Source organism: Telmatobacter sp. DSM 110680, from assembly GCF_039994875.1.
Lineage (GTDB): Bacteria > Acidobacteriota > Terriglobia > Terriglobales > Acidobacteriaceae > Telmatobacter.
In genome coordinates this window covers 5,429,423-5,446,408 of sequence record NZ_CP121196.1, presented here as the reverse complement: position 1 = coordinate 5,446,408, position 16,986 = coordinate 5,429,423, and the positions used below count along the sequence as shown (strand labels likewise).

General features: G+C 56.7%; 15 protein-coding genes. 7 read left to right on the top strand and 8 right to left on the bottom strand.

Translation table 11 applies throughout. From position 1 onward, the window contains the following. Positions 1-422 precede the first annotated feature (422 nt). A complete protein-coding gene (locus tag P8935_RS22395) occupies positions 423-1,874 on the top strand; it encodes a radical SAM protein (RefSeq protein WP_348262534.1) in 1,452 nt (483 codons plus the stop codon). Positions 1,875-1,894: 20 nt separating this feature from the next. On the opposite strand, the gene P8935_RS22390 is transcribed toward P8935_RS22395, so the two are convergent. The 3 genes from P8935_RS22390 to P8935_RS22380 form a co-directional block, all read right to left on the bottom strand. Then, positions 1,895-3,451: a PAS domain-containing sensor histidine kinase gene (locus P8935_RS22390; protein ID WP_348262533.1), complete on the bottom strand. Its 1,557-nt coding sequence runs from the start codon at positions 3,449-3,451 to the stop codon at positions 1,895-1,897. A gap of 182 nt (positions 3,452-3,633) precedes the next feature. After that, positions 3,634-3,936, bottom strand: coding sequence for a YciI-like protein (locus P8935_RS22385; RefSeq protein ID WP_348262532.1), 303 nt, complete (start codon positions 3,934-3,936; stop codon positions 3,634-3,636). A 62-nt stretch (positions 3,937-3,998) separates the two neighbouring features. Then, complete coding sequence (locus tag P8935_RS22380) at positions 3,999-5,150, bottom strand: aspartyl protease family protein (RefSeq protein ID WP_348262531.1); 1,152 nt, start codon at positions 5,148-5,150, stop codon at positions 3,999-4,001. A gap of 222 nt (positions 5,151-5,372) precedes the next feature. On the opposite strand from P8935_RS22380, the gene P8935_RS22375 reads away from it, so the two are divergent. Both P8935_RS22375 and P8935_RS22370 read left to right on the top strand, forming a co-directional pair. Continuing rightward, positions 5,373-6,560: a M20 family metallopeptidase gene (locus tag P8935_RS22375; RefSeq protein WP_348262530.1), complete on the top strand. Its 1,188-nt coding sequence runs from the start codon at positions 5,373-5,375 to the stop codon at positions 6,558-6,560. Positions 6,561-6,618: 58 nt separating this feature from the next. Continuing rightward, positions 6,619-7,143 (top strand): hypothetical protein, encoded by a 525-nt coding sequence (locus P8935_RS22370; protein ID WP_348262529.1) that lies wholly within the window; start codon positions 6,619-6,621, stop codon positions 7,141-7,143. A gap of 32 nt (positions 7,144-7,175) precedes the next feature. Here P8935_RS22370 and P8935_RS22365 read toward each other — a convergent pair whose 3' ends face one another. Continuing rightward, entirely contained in the window at positions 7,176-7,976 is an 801-nt protein-coding gene (locus tag P8935_RS22365; protein WP_348262528.1) for a sulfite exporter TauE/SafE family protein, read from the bottom strand. A gap of 122 nt (positions 7,977-8,098) precedes the next feature. On the opposite strand from P8935_RS22365, the gene P8935_RS22360 reads away from it, so the two are divergent. Then, on the top strand, positions 8,099-8,968 hold the full coding sequence (locus P8935_RS22360; RefSeq protein WP_348262527.1) for an FKBP-type peptidyl-prolyl cis-trans isomerase: 870 nt from the start codon (positions 8,099-8,101) through the stop codon (positions 8,966-8,968). Positions 8,969-9,095: 127 nt separating this feature from the next. Here P8935_RS22360 and P8935_RS22355 read toward each other — a convergent pair whose 3' ends face one another. The 4 genes from P8935_RS22355 to P8935_RS22340 form a co-directional block, all read right to left on the bottom strand. After that, entirely contained in the window at positions 9,096-10,976 is a 1,881-nt protein-coding gene (locus tag P8935_RS22355) for an amidase (protein ID WP_348262526.1), read from the bottom strand. A gap of 74 nt (positions 10,977-11,050) precedes the next feature. After that, a complete protein-coding gene (locus P8935_RS22350) occupies positions 11,051-12,583 on the bottom strand; it encodes a glycoside hydrolase family 32 protein (RefSeq protein WP_348262525.1) in 1,533 nt (510 codons plus the stop codon). 185 nt (positions 12,584-12,768) lie between these two features. Beyond that, a complete protein-coding gene (locus P8935_RS22345) occupies positions 12,769-13,368 on the bottom strand; it encodes a hypothetical protein (protein WP_348262524.1) in 600 nt (199 codons plus the stop codon). 433 nt (positions 13,369-13,801) lie between these two features. Then, complete coding sequence (locus P8935_RS22340) at positions 13,802-15,451, bottom strand: alpha-L-fucosidase (protein ID WP_348262523.1); 1,650 nt, start codon at positions 15,449-15,451, stop codon at positions 13,802-13,804. Positions 15,452-15,566: 115 nt separating this feature from the next. On the opposite strand from P8935_RS22340, the gene P8935_RS22335 reads away from it, so the two are divergent. Genes P8935_RS22335 through P8935_RS22325 form a run of 3 tightly spaced genes read left to right on the top strand, consistent with a single transcriptional unit; the run spans position 15,567 to position 16,984 of the window. After that, on the top strand, positions 15,567-15,941 hold the full coding sequence (locus P8935_RS22335) for a metalloregulator ArsR/SmtB family transcription factor (RefSeq protein WP_348262522.1): 375 nt from the start codon (positions 15,567-15,569) through the stop codon (positions 15,939-15,941). Next, on the top strand, positions 15,938-16,402 hold the full coding sequence (locus P8935_RS22330; protein ID WP_348262521.1) for an SRPBCC domain-containing protein: 465 nt from the start codon (positions 15,938-15,940) through the stop codon (positions 16,400-16,402). Before P8935_RS22335 ends, P8935_RS22330 begins: the two co-directional genes overlap by 4 nt. A 45-nt stretch (positions 16,403-16,447) precedes the next feature. Further along, positions 16,448-16,984: a DinB family protein gene (locus P8935_RS22325; RefSeq protein ID WP_348262520.1), complete on the top strand. Its 537-nt coding sequence runs from the start codon at positions 16,448-16,450 to the stop codon at positions 16,982-16,984. Positions 16,985-16,986 lie beyond the last annotated feature (2 nt).

Below are 16,986 nucleotides of genomic sequence, written 5' to 3'. Positions count from 1 at the left end.
GCAGACAACTAGCTTCTGGCTTGCCCAGGCTATCAACCCGACCCAGGTTGAATATTATCTGTAAGTTGTAATAAATAATTAACTTATAGGATGTTATCTGTCGGCCGGGCCCCAGAAAATTGCACCGATGAAATGTCAGTGGCGCGCGTGGTGTGTATGATAAACGACACAGCAGGCCACTGGTCTTTCGTTACCTGCCCAGGGTGTCAGAAGGTCCGGATCTTACCGGCTTCCCCGCTTCGCTTTCACGCTGAAGCCCTCACCTGGAAAGGCAGGCAGTTACGAGCGTTCATCTGGTTAATCCCAGCGACAATTCCTTTGGCACAGCAGTCATCACTCCGCGTTGGCTGTTTGTTCTTGCGGCGGCAACGCCTGAATCTGCGGGAACCCCTATTCTGATCGACGAATCGCTCGAGCAGATCGTGCCCGAAAGCATTCAACCGGGAGATATCGTCGGCGTCAGCGTGCATACGGGCAACGCCCTGCGTGGCTACCAGGTCGGCCGCATGGCGCGCGAGCGCGGCGCATGGGTAGTGTATGGCGGCATTCACGCCACGCTCTTCCCCGAGGAAGCATTGGAACGTGGACAAGCCCACGCCGTGGTAAAAGGCGACGGCGATGTTGCATGGGGCAAGGCGGTGGCCGATTGCCTCGCGGGCAAGCCCGAGAAGATCTATGAAGGCGGCCGACTTGAAGGGTCGCAGTTCCTCGCGGCGCGGTGGGACTTGATGCGCCCGGACAAATATATGTGGGCCTCGGTGCAGACCATTCGCGGATGCCCCAAGCATTGCTCCTTCTGCAGCGTATGGCGCACCGATGGGCAGAAGCCGCGGCAACGCTCGTTTCAAAAGGTGATCGACGAAATCGTCAACCTTCGTCGCATCGGTTTCCGTTTTATTGCACTGGCAGACGACAATTTCTATCCCGTTACGCTCACCGATCTGCGGCAGGCGCGCGAGCAGAAGAATTTTGCCAAGCTTGAAGAACTGACCCAGATTCGCAGTGAACGATTCCAGCTGATGGCAGAGCTGGCGAAGCTGCCAAAGGACATGGTTTTTTTCACCCAGATCACAATGGAAGCGGGCGAAGACGGCGACTATCTCGATGCTATGCGCCGAGCCAATATCAAAGGCGCGCTGGTGGGAGTTGAAGCGGTAACGCCCGAAGGACTCAAGGCAGTCTACAAGGACTGGAACTACTCCGGCGAGGCACTGGCAAAGCAGTTACAGACATTCAAGAAGCACGGCGTTCACGTGCTTGGATCATTCATCTTCGGACTGCCGACAGACAAGCCAGCGACCTTCGACGCGACCGTGGAGATGGCGTTGAAAGCGGGCGTCACTTTTGCGCAGTTCGTGATGATGACACCGTTTCCCGGCACAGTTGACTTTGGCCGCTGGGAAAAGGAGCAGGCGACACATCCCACGCTGGTGGGCGACGTCCCGATTACGCGCTACTGGCTGATTCCCATCGAAGTTCGACCCAAGATGTTCACACCGCACCCTTCCATGAGTTCCGATGAAATTCGCGAGCGCACGCAGCGGGTGTGGGACAGGTTCTATAACTGGAGCGCCATCTGGGAGAGGTCCGCATGCACGCCGAATTTGCGCGCAAGGATCGCCTTCATCTTTCTTTCGAAGCTCTACCGGCAGATGTACGCGGGCACGGGGATTTCGACGGATAGTGCGCGCCGGAAGAAGTCAAAGAACTGGGCGAGATGGACGGCTCGGCAATGCAAGAAGCTGTTCCAGGCGAAGCCCATGCCGGAGTTGCAATCGCCTGAATGGCTCACCGCACCCGTTGGCGCTGCTCCGTTCTCCGGGATAGACTTCCCGCGACCGGTGTCATCCTTCGTGGTACTGCCGGAAGAGTAGGCACTGGGGTCTGGGCGACGTCAGTCTCCGTCTCGGGCTGTGGTCTTAAACGGAAGGAATAGCGCGAAAACCGTGCCTGAGCGGCTCTCCGACTGGCGGGACCGCACTGTCAGCACGCCCTGATGCCTTTCGATGATCCCCCGGCTGATCCATAGTCCGATGCCGTTGCCGTTGTGTCCTTTGGTTGTGAAGAAGGGCACGTAAATCCGGCTCAGCGTGTGCGGCGACATTCCAGCGCCAGTATCGGCCACAGTCAGCACTATCCCCTTACGTCCAGTTCTCCAATCGGTGCCTTCGCGGCTGCGAATCAGCAGGCGACCGCCGTGAGGGCTCATCGCGTCAATCGCGTTGCCGATCAGATTGCTGAGCACCTGCAGAATTTCGCCTTCGAAACACGTTACTGGATGGCCGGTTCGATCGCGTCTCTCCACGCGAACCTGCGCATTCAGCAGGCGCCCTTGGTAGAGCGGCACGGTGGCATCAATCAGTTCCGGTCCCGTAACTGGCCGCGCATTGGTGGACTGCCGATGGAAACGCAATGTCTGGTTGGCGATGGCTGAGACGCGCCGCAGTTCAACCTCAGCACTGTGAAGATGCAGCTTGGCGTCGTCGAGAGAGTCGGAATGCTGCGCGAGAAAAATCAGATTGGTCACAGCCGCGAGAGGATTGTTGATCTCGTGCGCAATCGAACTGGCAAGGCGGCCAACCGCATTCAACTTTTCTGACTGCAACAGCAGTTGCTCCGTCCGCCTGCTCTCCGTTACGTCGATGCCAAGCACGATAATGCCGGAAATTCTTCCATCGGTCTCGTATCGTGGCTGATACACAAAATCCAGATAGCGCAAGTCGAGAGGTGGCGTTTTGCTGCGCGCCAGTTGAATAGGCATGCTTCGTCCCACAAATGGCTCGCCCGTCCGGTAGACCCGGTCTAGAATCTCAACGAAACCCTGCTCGGCTGATTCCGGAATTGCTTCCTGTACAGTCTTGCCCAATACGTCCCGTTGGCCGATTAGCTCCTGGTAGGGCCGATTCACCAACTCGTAGCGATGTTCCGGACCCGCGAGCGCAGCGAAAAAAGCAGGAGCCTGCTGAAACAACTCAGCCAGGCGCTGGCTCTCCCGCTCCAATTGCCTCTTGGCCAGGACGTTCTGGGTGGTTTCTGTGCAGACGACCAGAGTGCCTTTGATGTTTCCTTCAGAACCGCGCACCGGGCTGTAGCCGTAGGTCCAGTAAACATCTTCAAGCTTGCCGTTGCGATTGATCGGCACAAGTTGATTCTCGTGCCAGGTCGCTTCACCCCGCGTCATCACCGAGTCGATCTGCGGGCCAATGATGGGCCAGATCTCCTGCCAGCATTCCCGGCCCTTTTGACCGAGCGCGCTGGGATGCTTGTCTTCGCGAATGCTGGGCCGGTAAGCGTCGTTGTAGAACTGGATGAGGTCATCGCCCCACCAGAGAAACATGGGATGCTTAGAATTCAGTATCGTGTTGACGACGATGTATAGCGCTTCCGGCCATTGGTCGATCGAGCCGACACAGGTTTCCCCCCAGGGGAACGCCCGGGTTAAATCGGCCATCTCCCCTGAACCGAAAATCGGCCTCAAGCTGGCATCTGCGGCCGATTCCAAAAACACATCTTGATTCTGAGCCGCACTACTATCCATAACTGATTTTCAGGGTCCCGGGACTACCGTTTTGATGGAGTTTACTTGAATTTGCAGTTCCCAGCTACCCCTATTGAGGGGTGGCTGGCGCTGGCTCACACCGGCCGTTTGGGATTGGCTGAGATATCGCCGACAACCGTCGTCCATTCGCGTACATACCACCGTTTGACGAGGCCATTTTTCACGTAGGGGTCGGCTTTGGCGAAGGTTTCGGCCACCTCCGCGGAGTCGCCCTTAAAAAGAAGAACTGCACCATCTACCGGATTCGCCAAGGCTCCGCCCAGCACGAGTTCGCCGCGTTCGGCCGCCTCCCAACCCATACGCAGATGTACGTTCCGAAACTCCGCGCGGCGCGTGAGATAGTCGTCAGCTACTTCGTAAAACAGCAGGTAATGCATCGTTTTCCTCGTTGTAGTCTTGGGAGAGATTGACCCCTCTCTGTAAGGATATATCTGCGACTTTAGAGAATTTCTCTCAATACAAGTGAAACCTCGCGCGTCTGGGTCCCGTGAACCACCGTTAGATGGACGACTGTTCCAACAGGCTGCGTGAATGCGCTCTGCATCGTCTCGTCCGTGGGAGCTTTACCGTTGATTCTGGTGATCACATCTTCCTGCTTCAGTCCCGCCCGTGCACCCGGGCTGCCCGGAATCACGGTCTTGATCTTCAGATTGTCTGAATTGAGATCAAGTATCAGACCGGCGCGGTTGAAGACATCGCGCTTGCCGAAACTGGCGTTTTTTTCGAGATACATCTTGCCGTGGGGTTCGTCGAAGATCACGTTGAACTGACGAAGCACATGCAGCCCGATGTTTCCCGCAACGGAGTCAGAAGATTCGGCGCCCAGGGTGTCCGTTGAGAGCACCGTGATGGGCCTGACTATACTCATATCGCCGAGGCGTAATGTGTCCGCTCGTGTGTAGAATCCGTGGTCAGGACCTCCCCATCCCTCCCCGGCGTAGCCCTCGATCTTTGCGCCGTAATGTTGCACAAGCTTGTGCATCTTCACGAACGGAGCAAACAGGGAAAGGGAGTACATGTCTCCGGTGTCGATACCGAACATGCCGTCGATGCCGTCGACCGTGGCCGCGGCCAGAAGAGTGCCATCCTGCGAGTGAATGGGGACTGCAGTTCCATTGCCTGCGTATTTAAATCCATCCTTGCTGTAAAACGTGATCTCCTGCTTCTCGAAATCTATGCGGATGGGGAGATTCTGCAACAGCAGGTCGCCAACGAATATGCCGTCCTGGTCCTTGGTCAAGGGAGTGTCGATGACGGCGAACAATTGGTCAGACATGGTGAGTCCGCCTATATTAATGGTGGCGACCTTTACCAACCTGGCCGGGACCGCTCCTCCGCCGGCATTAAGGGTCGCCGAGCCTTCCTGTTTTAGCCCCAGCCGTTTAGCGAGGTTGGCTGTCATCAGGTTGCCGGAACCGGTGTCGAAGACAGCATCAAACGGACCCTGCCCATTGATGGTGGCCCTAAGCTCGACTCCGTTCTTTGCCGGCACCGTAACTGCTCGAGCAGCCTTTGCGGCAGCCTGGTGCGCCGATGTATCTGCCCCTTGGGGCGACGCGGGATTCTGCGCGGCGAGAGGCGGAAGAATCAATGAGATCGCGAAGAAAGTTGCGCTGATCGATATAAGCTCTGGTATTGTCCTCAAAAGAAGTCCCCGATGCCATCCTAGAAGACTTTTCCGGTTCGTGGTTGATCCTTCGCTGCACCTGCCGGCATTCTCAGACCCGCTCCCGAATTTGCAGTTTTCCACAAAATACTTGCAGATTAATTCGATGTCGATTTCGATGGCTCTTCGCCTCTAGACTTGGGAACTGTGAACACACAAACACCCGAAGTAGTCGAATCCGAATTTCCCATGCGTGCGCTGCTGGCTGGCTCGCGGCGCAAAGAAGCCGCGTTGCTCCAACTCGCGCGCAAACTCGTCCTCGCCGAGTCGCCTTCCGATGACAAAGCCGCAGTCGACGCCTGCGTTGCGATTGCAACTGATGCCGGGCGCTCTCTCGATGGACGAATCAAGCTTCACCGTCAGCGCAAGTATGGAGATGTGCTTGAAGTTCGGTTTGGCCCGCGCTGGAAAAGCAAGAGCAGCCTGCGAAGACCAGTTCTGCTTCTCGGGCATTTGGATACCGTCAGGCCAATCGGCACCCTGCGGCAGATGCCCTGCCGTATTGCCGACGGTCGCCTGTGGGGGCCGGGCACACTGGATATGAAAGTCGGTGTTGCGATGGCCTTGACCGCCGTCGAGATACTTGCTGAGGCCGAACTGCTGAATCGCGAGATGATCTTGCTCCTTAATAGCGACGAGGAGATAGGTAGTCCAGTTTCCCGGCCGATTACCGAAAAACTTGCGCATGAATGCGAAGCAGTCTTTGTGCTTGAGCCCGCGCAGGGCCTTGCCTACAAGACAGCACGCAAAGGCACTGGAAACTGGCGCATTGAAATTCGCGGAGTGGCTGCGCATGCCGGCGTCGATTTCGAGAAGGGCGCCAGCGCGTTGCTGGAACTGGGCCGGGTGATGGAGACCGTCAGCGGCTGGACCGACCTCAAGCGCGGCTTGACCGTAAGCGTGGGCGTTGCCGGTGGCGGCACCAAGACCAACGTTATTCCCGCAGAGGCCTTCGCTGAAGTTGACGTGCGTATTGCGAAAATTGCCGACGGTCCGCGCATCGAGCGCAAGTTCGCTTCCTTGGAAGCGGTAGACAAGCGCTGCTCTCTTGCAATCAATGGCGGCATCAACCGCCCTCCCATGGAACGAACGCGTGGGACTGTGAAACTGTGCGAACGGGCGCAAATGCTGGCAGCTGAACTTGGTATCGAGCTCAAGGAAGCGTCGACCGGCGGCGCATCGGATGGGAACTTCACTTCGGCTCTCGGCATTCCAACGCTGGACGGAATGGGCGCCGTAGGCGAAGGCGCGCATGCCAGTCACGAATCCGTCCTGCTTGAACATCTGGCACCGCGCACCGCGCTGCTCGCGGGCATGCTGGCGAAATCGAGTTGAAACCATGGGTCTCGCTTTGGTGGCATTAACATTACAAGTGAATCGGAGAATCATCCTCATGCTTCGTGTAGCTTCGCTGTTCTGTCTTGGAGTCCTGTTCTTAGCGCCCGGTGTCGCGCAAACGCCCCAGCAAGCGCCCACTGGCATTGACGTCATCATGAACTACGCCGGGACCTGGAAGGTGCATGGCGAGCGGTTTTTAACGGCATACAGCCAGCCCGGCAAGGAAGACAAGACGCTGCGCAATGATTGCTGGAAGAGTGGCTTATACGTTGCCTGCAATCAGTTTGTCGACGGGGAATCGAAGGCGCTGCTGGTGTTCACATACAACGACCAACAGAAGATGTACACGTCGTACCCGATTCCACAAAATGGGGACCCTGTCAGCCCGGGGCGGCTGCAGATCGTCGGAAATATCTGGACGTTTCCTTGGCAGGTGACGCAGGGCGAGACAACGATCTATTTCCACGTTGTGAATGTGTTCACCGGCACTGATCGCATCGACTACGCGCAGGAGTTCTCAACCGACAACGTGCACTGGAACGCGATGGCCAAAGGTTCAGAGACGAAGACTGGAAACTGACGAGCACCGACCCAGGAAAGCCAATGCGATGGTTATCGCACTGGGTGGGCCGCATAGTTCTGCACGAAGAAGTATGCAGCTGTCATGAATCCGATTGCAGCGACTGTTCTGCGCATGATGGCCTGGTTGATGAGACGGCTATAGTGTGCGCCGACGTAGCCGCCGAGCGCGGCAAGGATTGCCATCACCAGGCAGAAGCGCCACTCCACTTTGCCTGCAAGGATGAACGAGACAGCGGGAATACCAATTGAAACCGCCGCAGTCAGCACCTTCAGCGCATTCATTTCGTGAATATCGTGAACGCCGCAGATGCCGAATAATGCCATCACCAGGAAGCCGCCGCCAGCGCCAAAGTATCCGACGTAGACGCTCACCACCACCATCCCCACGATGAGCAGTTTGTTATGCCGCTTGCCTCCGGAAAGGGTCTGCAGCCAGCGTCCCAACGGAAAGCTGAGCACGAACATGACAGCCGCAAATAGCAGCAGCCACGGCAGCAATTGGCGGAACATGTGGTTACCCGTTCTCAGCAACAAAAAGCCGCCGATCCATCCGCCAATGCCCGCTGCGGTGCCGAGTGGAAGCAACTCCCACCCATATTCACGCAGTTCCTTGCGAAATGCGATGAGCCCGGTCAACTGGCCCGGCCACAACGCCACCGTGTTGGTGGCCTGAACCATCACCGCCCCAATGCCAATGGCCGCGGAGCCGGCAAAAAGCGCGGGGAGCGACAAGAACGATCCGCCGCCGGCAATTGAATTAAGTACGCCCGCGAAAAAGGATGCAGCGGGAAGCCAGGAAGCGTAAAGAAGTCGAAGGAAAGATTCGGCCATGAGTCACTCTAACGAGAGGGTCATAAGGCCCTCATAAGATTTCAGGAATTCGAACCACTTGGGGCTGGGGACGGAGGGCCTGTTACACTCCCGATGAGAACAAACCGGAGCACTTTTTTGCAATGAAACAATTCATTTTTTGCATTTTCGTGGCGTTGACCGCGCTGACTTGTTTTGCGCAAACGCCTGCCAAACCCGCTGCTCCCAGGGCTGCGGCCAAGCCGGTCACAACCGCGACTGGAGTAAAGTTGCCGCCCGGTGTGCCGCCCGCGCGTGGGATTCTAAAAACGGCTTTCAGCCTGCGCTACCAGGATGTTCATATCGGCACCGGAGCTGAAGCCGAGCCCAACAAAATCTACAAGGTGAATTACACCGGATGGCTTGCGGCCGACGGGCACAAGTTCGATTCATCTTACGATCACAAGTCTCCGGTAATGGGAAAAGACGGCAAGCCTGAAATGGACGCCGATGGAAAACCGAAGATGAGTGACGGCGAGCCGATCAGTTTCCCGCAGGGATTCGGACGCGTAATCCCAGGCTTCGACCAGGGCTTTACGGGCATGAAGATCGGCGGAAAGCGGCGTCTATTTATCCCATGGCAGCTTGCCTACGGCTCGCGCGGGAGGCCCGGACCGAGTGCGGCCAACCCGGGCATTCCACCCAAGGCGGACCTGATTTTCGATATAGAGCTTGTGGATGTGAGTGAAATGCCGGCACCCCCAGTGCGACCGGGCATGGGAGCAGGGCCAAACGGCCAGCCAATGCGCATGATGCCACGCCCCGGCGCCCCTGGAACGGTTCCTGGAGGTCCGGGTACGCCTGCCGCACCTGCAAGTCCGGCGACGCCAGGAACAACTCCGCCTCCGACAGCGGCACCCGCGAATCCTGCAACCCCGTCCGCAGCGGGAACGCCGCCACCATCGACTGCTCCAGCAACTCCGCCATCCCCGAGCACAACTCAGCCACCGACGGACAAGCCGCAGTCGAAATGAAGGATCAGGCGATTCGGCGCTGACTCATCGAGGCCGACTTCGCGAAGGAGTTCCTTTCGCGGATGACAAGGGAAGGCACCGAGCGAATCTTGTAAGTGACCAATCACAAGATTCGCATAGCGTCGAGTTAGTCCAGCTTTGGATGCAGCTTGTTGAAACCGGTAGCGAGTTGATATGCGTTGGCGAAGGCTGCGAGTTTGGCGTCTTCGTATAGTCCCGCAAGAAATGTGATGGAGACCGGAGTTCCGGGACCGCCGATGTCGTCGTCTTCACCATCGTCGGTTTTTGGCGGCTTGGGGGCATCGTCGCCGCGCAGTCCGTTAGGCACGATGAGCGCCGGATGGCCAGTGAGATTGGTGGCCAGCAGTTGCGCTCCGCCGGAGGACGCAACGATGATGTCGACTTTTTCAAAGAGTGCTGATACCTGCTGGACTGCGAGGGTTCGCGCGCGATTCGCCTGGATGTATTCGACGGCTGGATAAAACCGTGCTGTGCGGAATTGATTCGGCCAATCTTCCACGCCTTGTTCGGTGAGCAGGCGATCGCGGCCACTGCGGGTGAGGTCGTCAAAGGCAGCAGCGGCCTCGGCTCCGAGGAGGCCGACCATCGCCCCATACGGCAACTTGGGAAGTTCCACCGGGACCAGCTTGATGCCCATCGCGCGGAGCTTGTCGAGTGTGGCGACGTCATAGCGGTGATCGTACTCTCGGCGTGCGCGCCCCATCTTTCGTTGAGCTTCCTGCTTTTCGCGGTTCTTTTTTTCTTCGACCGTTTCGGATGTAGGAGGCGGAGGAAGTTTAAACGCAGACGGCTCGTCGAAGTCCGCCTTCAGAAACCCGATGCGCAGAGAGTGCACATCAAAATTGGGATTCCAATGAAAGGGTGCGGGATGAACCGAAGTATCTTGTCCGTCAGGACCGTGAATTGCATTGAGAATGAGTGCGCAGTCTTCGGCGGAGCGCGAGATCGGGCCGAGCTTGTCCATGGTCCAACTCAGCGCCATGGCGCCGGTGCGCGGCACAAAGCCGAAACTCGGCCGCAGGCCCGTGGAACCGCAGCGAGTTGACGGGGAACTGATGGAACCCAGCGTCTCAGAGCCAATAGCAAAAGCTACGCATCCGGCGGCGACGGCGCTGGCCGAGCCGGCAGATGATCCGCTTGAACCTTGATTCGGATTCCATGGGTTGCGGGTACGGCCGCCGAACCACTTGTCACCCATGGCCAGCGCGCCGAGGGTGAACTTGGCGACAAGCACCGCGCCTGCGTCATCGAGACGTTTAACCACCGTAGCGTCTTCGTCGAATGACTGGTGCTCGAAGCCGCCTGCGCCCCATGTTGTTGGGTAGCCTTTCACCGCGAGCAAGTCTTTCGCACCCCACGGAATTCCGTGCAGCGGGCCGCGATACTTTCCGGCAGAGATTTCTGCGTCGGCTTCCTTGGCCTGAGCGAGTGCGCGGTCTTCGGTGAGCGTGATGACGAAGTGAAGCTTCGAGTCGTAGCGCTTGAGCCGGGCGAGATACATCTGCGTGAGAGCGAGCGAAGTGATCTTGCGCGCGTGCAGCAGGCTCGCGAGTTCGCTCACAGATGCGAAGGCCAGGTCTTCGATGTTGGAGGGAGCGCTGACTTTGGGATTTGGTGACCATCCATGTACGTTCGATGTCTCCGCGGCAGCGCGGTTAGTACTTCCCGCAGCTGCTAATGGATGAAAAACGAAAGCAGGCGCGATAGAATTCGGAATTTTCAATTTGCGGATGGCCTTGAAAGAGCCGTTCTGATCAATGAGGCCATCGATCATCATCTTCTTCTGATCGTCAGGGAAGGGTCCAATGCCGGCCAAGATCGCGGCTTGGTCGATCATTTCTGGAGTGATCTTCGGCGGCTTCGACTGGTCAGTATCCGGCGATTCTTGTGCCTGAGCGGCAAGCGTGTAGAGAACTCCGGGAAACAGGGCAGAAGTAATGCCGGCGCGGCTGCAGGCTGCGAGAAAACCTCGACGATCCAGGGTCATTGAAATGTCCTTTAAGGGCGGGGAATATGCCTTCGCACACTATATCGGAGCGAGGCGTGATGCGCGGAAAATAGCTATGTAGTCAAGCGATCAGGTGAAATGGCTTCGAGCGGCCATTGCGTCACACGAAAGCTTTCTCCCGCGAGCAATGAGATTTCAAGTTCGGTATCACCGGGGCGTACCTCATACACGCGGCTAGTGAGACATTCTCGTCCTGCGAAAAAACACTCGATGACAGAACCATCAATGAAGATGCGAAGCGCATCATCCGGTCGCAATGTCGGTGGGAGAGCAAACGTGATGTCACCACATGTCACGAGGCTGGCCGGAACATCGATTAGAAGTTCCCAGATTGCTTTGCCGGTCGTCGAAAGACGGATGGAGATCTTTGGCTTTGCATGGTCCAGAGGGATGAGTAGTTCTCTGCGCAGTGTGGCCAGCGTTTGTTTGCATGGCGTCTCGGCCTTCAACTCTGCCGACTCCGCGGGACCACGAAGCTTTGCGGTTTCCGCGGCGGGATTCATTTCGAGTTGGCCTTCAGAGTTGATCGTTAGTACGCGTGGAAGCCCCATTGCGCCGGACCAGCCGGCCGCTGCGAATTGAGCTTCAGGGCGCGTTTCGCGAATCCATCCCCATAAAATGCGGCGGTTGTCGGGGGCAAGAAAGCTTTTCGGGGCATAGAAAGCAGAGCCATGATCAAGCACGCCGGTGCGCGTGGCGGTGTAGCGATGCTGCTGTGCATCGTATTCGCCGGTCGTCCAGAAGACTTTGTCTTCGGAAGAATAGAGGAGGCAGTGTTGTCCGCTGACCGAGAAGAAGTCGGGACACTCCCACATTTCGCCACTGTCGCAGGGATTGACCGCGACCTTGCCATTTGGTTTGCCTTGTGCGAGTTTGTGCAGGTACTCCCAGTGGCGCAAGTCGTGCGAGCGATAGAGAAGAACGCATCCGCCGATGGTGCGTTCGCCCGAGCCGATGCCGAGATACCATGCATCGCCTTCACGCCAGGGACAGGGATCGCGAAAGCCGGTGACGACCATGCCTTGCGGCGGAGTCGCAATTACGGGGGATTCGATCTTCTTCCAACGCAGCAGGTGGCTGTCTTCTGCGATCGCGAGCATTTGCGTCTCACGCAGTTTGTCGTTGCCATCATGCAGTGTGGTTTCTGCGGGCGGCGCATTCTGCACGCCCGTATAGATGAACGCGGGCTTGCCATCGAGTACCACGGCAGATCCGCTGAAGCATCCTTCGCTATCCGCTCCGCCGGGTGTGGGCGCAAGTGCGATTGGCTGATGTTTCCAATGAATCATGTCGGGACTGATGGCATGTCCCCAATGCATGTCGCCCCACACGGCTGCATGCGGATTGAGTTGATAGAAGAGGTGGTACTGGCCCTTCCACCAGATTGGCCCGTTGGGATCGTTCATCCAGTTGTGCGGCGGAAGGAGATGAAATTCCGGACGGAGCGGATCGTGAGCGATGGAAGCAATTTGGTCGTGAGACGTCTGGGAGTAGAGGCCTCGTGCACCGCGAGACTTGGCAGAGATGAGCTGGGCGGCTGATCCAATGGCGAGCGTCTTTAAAAAGTTTCGGCGATCTTGCTTCATGCGCAGGAGAGAACTCCCATGCAACTATAACGCTATGGGCGAATCATCACTCAACAAAGTGAGGAACGATTGGAAGATTCGCCCAATCCTGAGACAGGAAAACATCGCAGAGGGCTTTCGATGGTCGTCAAATACGCCAAGTAATTTGATAATCATCGAAGGAGCCGCGTAAGTTGCTGCAAGCGCTAGAAGCGAAATACGGGACCCGTTGAGATGCGACCTTTCGAGTTCAGGATTTCAGAAACGGTTGCATCTGTGGTGCTGGTCTGATGCCAGTGGGTGTTGTAGTAGTCACCTGTTATACGCCAAGCGAAATGACGTCCCATGCCGGCATCCAGGCCTGCGCCAACCGCGGTCGCCAAGGTATTCGATGATCTGAGACTTGGAATCGCATTATCGCTGACGTGAGCGCTGCCCACCATACCATGCGCGAACAAGGTGGATCGGCCAAGATGAACAGACACCTGGGGACCAAAGAGGAAGTAAATTGCTTTGGGATTGAAGTTGGGAGAGTTGTCGCTATTGTACGTTCCAGAAACATCACCCTTGATACCAAGCCATGATGTGAAGAGCGGAACTTTGAGAGAGGCGTCCCACCCGTTCATCCCATGAGTTGTGATGGTGCCGGGAGGAGTGCCGTATTCGCTAAAGACGTAAGAGTACCCACCGTAGAGATCGAAATTCGGTGTAGGCATATGATTGGGCTTCATCTCTTGTGCATGCATGCCAGCGGGGACCGCCAGCAACGAGGTCAACAAGATTAACGGATATATTTTTCGAAACATACATTCACCTCCGTGATGCTTTATTCAAGTCGTGCCCGGGGCTAGCGCTTATCTGCAAAAAGCTTGGTTTGATTCATGCAGACAAGTTCGACGGGTTTGCGCGCGGTGTGTGAGCAGGAGAGAGTGGGCACGGCGTTTCCGTCGCAAGAGCACCTTCAGTCCTTTGTTGCGCCTTTGCACATGCTGGATGCATGCAACTGTCTCTGACCCCAGGACGGTCACGAAGTTTCGCTCAACACCTGAGAATTTCGCACACGGCATCGCGACGAAAATCATTGGATGGAGATGGACTTACGCTTGAAGGAATGTGATGGAGCGATAGAGCCCTGGCTCAGCGCAGCTAAAGTGATGGCGTCAAATGCAGTTTCGCTGCATGAAACGCCTGCGGAGAAGCGTGCCAAGACTCAAGAACTGAGCTGATTAGACACCGACTCTATTTTCCGGAAGGCGTGAGTTTCAAGGTGTACGCATATTTGCACGCGGCGTTTGCCGGCAGTGTCACATCTAGCGCGTCTGAGGTCTGCGTCCACGTAACCTTTTCTGTTGATCCAAGCAACTCAACATTGGCAATGGGCATCGCTGGCCCTTCATGCGATGTGCCGAGCGCGTGGATAGATGCTTTTCCGTCTGCCGGGCAGGCCATGCCGATCACATAAACAGTGTTTCCCTTGGCTGTGAAGCGGAAATCAGCAGCAGTGTATGCCTTCACGTCGGTGTCGTGAAATGCGCCGCCCTTTACCTGTGTCGGTCCTTCACCGAACGATTTCCATGGCGTGGTCGCATAGATTGCATCGCCATTCACCTTGAGCCATGCACCCATTTCAAGCAAAGTGTTGCGCACTTCCTCGGGGACAGTTCCATCGGAACGAGGGCCGAAGTTGAGAAGCAGATTCCCGTTCTTGCTGACGATGTCGACGAGTTGATGCACTAGAAACTCGGGCGACTTGAACGTGTCGTGCTCAATGTAGCCCCATGAAGCGTTGCTGATGGACGTGTCTGTCTGCCAATGATCTGCAATGATGTGGTCTTGCTGTCCACGCTCAAAATCGCGCGTGCCCGACTTCCAGTTGAGTGAATAGTCCTTGAAGTCGATGACGCCGGTATAGCCGTGTGCTGCGGCGAAGTTGTAGTAGAAGGCAGTGAACTCCGTCACAGCGCGACGGAAATTAGGCTGGCCAATCCACCAGTCGAAGTAGACGATTTCAGGTTTGTATTTCTCCACGAGTTCCGTATCGCGCGCGAGCCAATCACGCGTCCAAGCTTCGCTTACCCATGTCCAGTCATCTTCCAGACCATGAGCATCGCCGCCTGCCTCGAACCACCGATGTGCAGGACCGTAGAGCGATGCGTATCTGGGATCGTTGACGTCGGAACGCGTAGTGCGGCCAAAGGAATAGAAGAAATTGTGTTCGGCGCGATGAGAGCTAAGGCCGAAGTGTAGTCCTTGGGCACGCACTGCGGCGGAAAGTTCTGCGAGAGTATCTCGCTTCGGTCCCATTTTCACGACTGTCCAATCGGAGAGATGAGAGTCGTACATCGAGAACCCGTCATGGTGCTCAGCTACAGGAACGACATACTGCGCGCCGGAGGCTTTGAACAACTGAGCCCAATCCGTCGCGTTGAATTTCTCTGCGCGGAACAACGGGATCAGGTCCTTGTAACCTTTGGCATCGTCACCATTCGCGAAGTGTTGTTTGAAGTTTTTGTATGCGCCGTTCTTTTCGTCGTACATGTTGCGGGGATACCACTCGTTCTCAGCCGCCGGCACTGAGTAGACTCCCCAGTGAATGAAGATGCCAAACTTCGCGTCCTTGTACCACTGGGGCTGCTGGTACTTGATAAGCGTGGCCCAGTCGGGGCGGTATGGCCCGTCGTTGGCTTGTCGATCCGCTTCGGCGAGCAGGCGTTTGCGTTCGACGTCATATTTGCTGACAGACTGCTGCCACTCGCGATCGATCTGCTCAGCGGACTTCACGTCCTGCGTGGGAGCAAGGGGGTCGGAAGGTCGGGGCGCGGTCTGGCAGAAAAGTAGAGGAGCGGCAACGAGGAGGCTTGCAAGCGAAAGAAAAGAGTGGAGTTTCATACGCGGGAATCGTAATTGATTAGAGTGTAGGCTGCAAACGCTTTCATTTATGGGCGAAAAATAATTCAAATCCGGTATTGACACATGCCTATATGGGAATATATTAATCTTCATCATGGCTCGAGCGGCGACAACGTCAGATGCGTTCAATGCGGTGGCGGAACCTCGGCGAAGAGAGATACTGCTCCTGCTGGCCGCGCGGGAGCACTCAGTAAATGAGATTGTTGGAATTCTTCGTGCTGAACAGCCTTCAGTATCGAAGCATTTGCGCGTGCTGCGTGACGTGGGTCTGGTGCGGATGCGCTGCGAAGGTCGGCAGAAGCTCTATCGGACGAATGCGGAGGGAATTCGACCGCTGCACGAGTGGACATCGGAATTTGAAAAGTACTGGAGTAATCAGTTAAATCGCGTGAAAGAGCGTGCCGAGAAACGTGCCGCGGACAGAGCGTCAACTGCAAACAAATACGACAACCCCAAGGAGGATCGATGATCGTAAATGCAACGTCAAGTATTGAGGATCTCACGCTGCTTGTGGAGCAAGAGATTCACGTGCGGGCATCGCTGGAGGACACATTCGCAGCGTTACTGGAACAACTGGGACCTGCAAACGAAGTGGGGGATGGCAGGCAGATGCCGATGGTGCTGGAGGCTTGGCCTGGCGGCAGGTGGTATCGAGATCTGGGCAATGACAACGGTCACTTCTGGGCGCATGTGCAGGCCATCAAGCGTCCGACGCTGCTAGAGTTCTCTGGCCCTTTGATGATGTCTCATCCTGTGGCCAACAACGTGCAGTATAGGCTGAGCGAAGAGAGCGGCGGAACGCTGATCAAGTTTCGGCACTCCGGTTTCGGTCTTGTGCAGGATGATCACCGAAAGGGCGTTTCCGGTGGGTGGGGCTACATCCACGGAAGGGTACGCGAGCGCGCAGAAGGGCAGAAGAAGCAGGCCTGATGGAATTGAAACTTAAAACTTCCCCATAGGACAGAAGGAGATCGTATGTCGATTACACAAGTACTGGTTGGAGAATCCATTGCACAGGCGCTTCTGGCGGAGTTTGAAATGCAGGCTCCAGTGACGCGCAGATTTCTGGAACGGCTGCCGGAAGACAGACTGACATGGAAGCCGCACGAAAAATCGATGACCGCGGGGCAACTGGCGTATCACATTGCAGCTACACCGGGCGGCGTGGTGCGATTTGTACAGACTAATCCGGCGAAGGCTCCGGATTTTGCGAACTTTCCGCAGCCGGCAAGTTGCGACGAAATTCTGCGGACTCATGACGAAAGCGTGGCGGTGGTTCGCGAGATTCTGCCTTCGATTGACGATGCGGAGATGGCGGAGACGTGGCGCCTGGTCGCCGCAGGGCAGGAGGTGCTGGCGCAACCGCGCGGTTTGTTTCTGCGCGATGTGATGTTCAGCCACGTGTACCAGCACCGCGGCCAGTTCGGCGTTTACCTGCGCATCCTGAATCTTCCGGTGCCGGCAAGCTGGGGACCGAGCGCAGACGAGCCGCCGCTTTTCATGCAGAGGTGAAA

Excerpts from the sequence above, each read along its gene's own strand:
- P8935_RS22390 (WP_348262533.1), bottom strand. The coding sequence starts at position 3,451 with ATGGCCGATTTAACCCGGGCGTTCCCCTGGGGGGAAACCTGTGTCGGC.
- P8935_RS22385 (WP_348262532.1), bottom strand. The coding sequence starts at position 3,936 with ATGCATTACCTGCTGTTTTACGAAGTAGCTGACGACTATCTCACGCGC.
- P8935_RS22370 (WP_348262529.1), top strand. The coding sequence starts at position 6,619 with ATGCTTCGTGTAGCTTCGCTGTTCTGTCTTGGAGTCCTGTTCTTAGCG.
- P8935_RS22365 (WP_348262528.1), bottom strand. The coding sequence starts at position 7,976 with ATGGCCGAATCTTTCCTTCGACTTCTTTACGCTTCCTGGCTTCCCGCT.
- P8935_RS22360 (WP_348262527.1), top strand. The coding sequence starts at position 8,099 with ATGAAACAATTCATTTTTTGCATTTTCGTGGCGTTGACCGCGCTGACT.
- P8935_RS22355 (WP_348262526.1), bottom strand. The coding sequence starts at position 10,976 with ATGACCCTGGATCGTCGAGGTTTTCTCGCAGCCTGCAGCCGCGCCGGC.
- P8935_RS22350 (WP_348262525.1), bottom strand. The coding sequence starts at position 12,583 with ATGAAGCAAGATCGCCGAAACTTTTTAAAGACGCTCGCCATTGGATCA.
- P8935_RS22345 (WP_348262524.1), bottom strand. The coding sequence starts at position 13,368 with ATGTTTCGAAAAATATATCCGTTAATCTTGTTGACCTCGTTGCTGGCG.
- P8935_RS22340 (WP_348262523.1), bottom strand. The coding sequence starts at position 15,451 with ATGAAACTCCACTCTTTTCTTTCGCTTGCAAGCCTCCTCGTTGCCGCT.
- P8935_RS22335 (WP_348262522.1), top strand. The coding sequence starts at position 15,567 with ATGGCTCGAGCGGCGACAACGTCAGATGCGTTCAATGCGGTGGCGGAA.
- P8935_RS22330 (WP_348262521.1), top strand. The coding sequence starts at position 15,938 with ATGATCGTAAATGCAACGTCAAGTATTGAGGATCTCACGCTGCTTGTG.
- P8935_RS22325 (WP_348262520.1), top strand. The coding sequence starts at position 16,448 with ATGTCGATTACACAAGTACTGGTTGGAGAATCCATTGCACAGGCGCTT.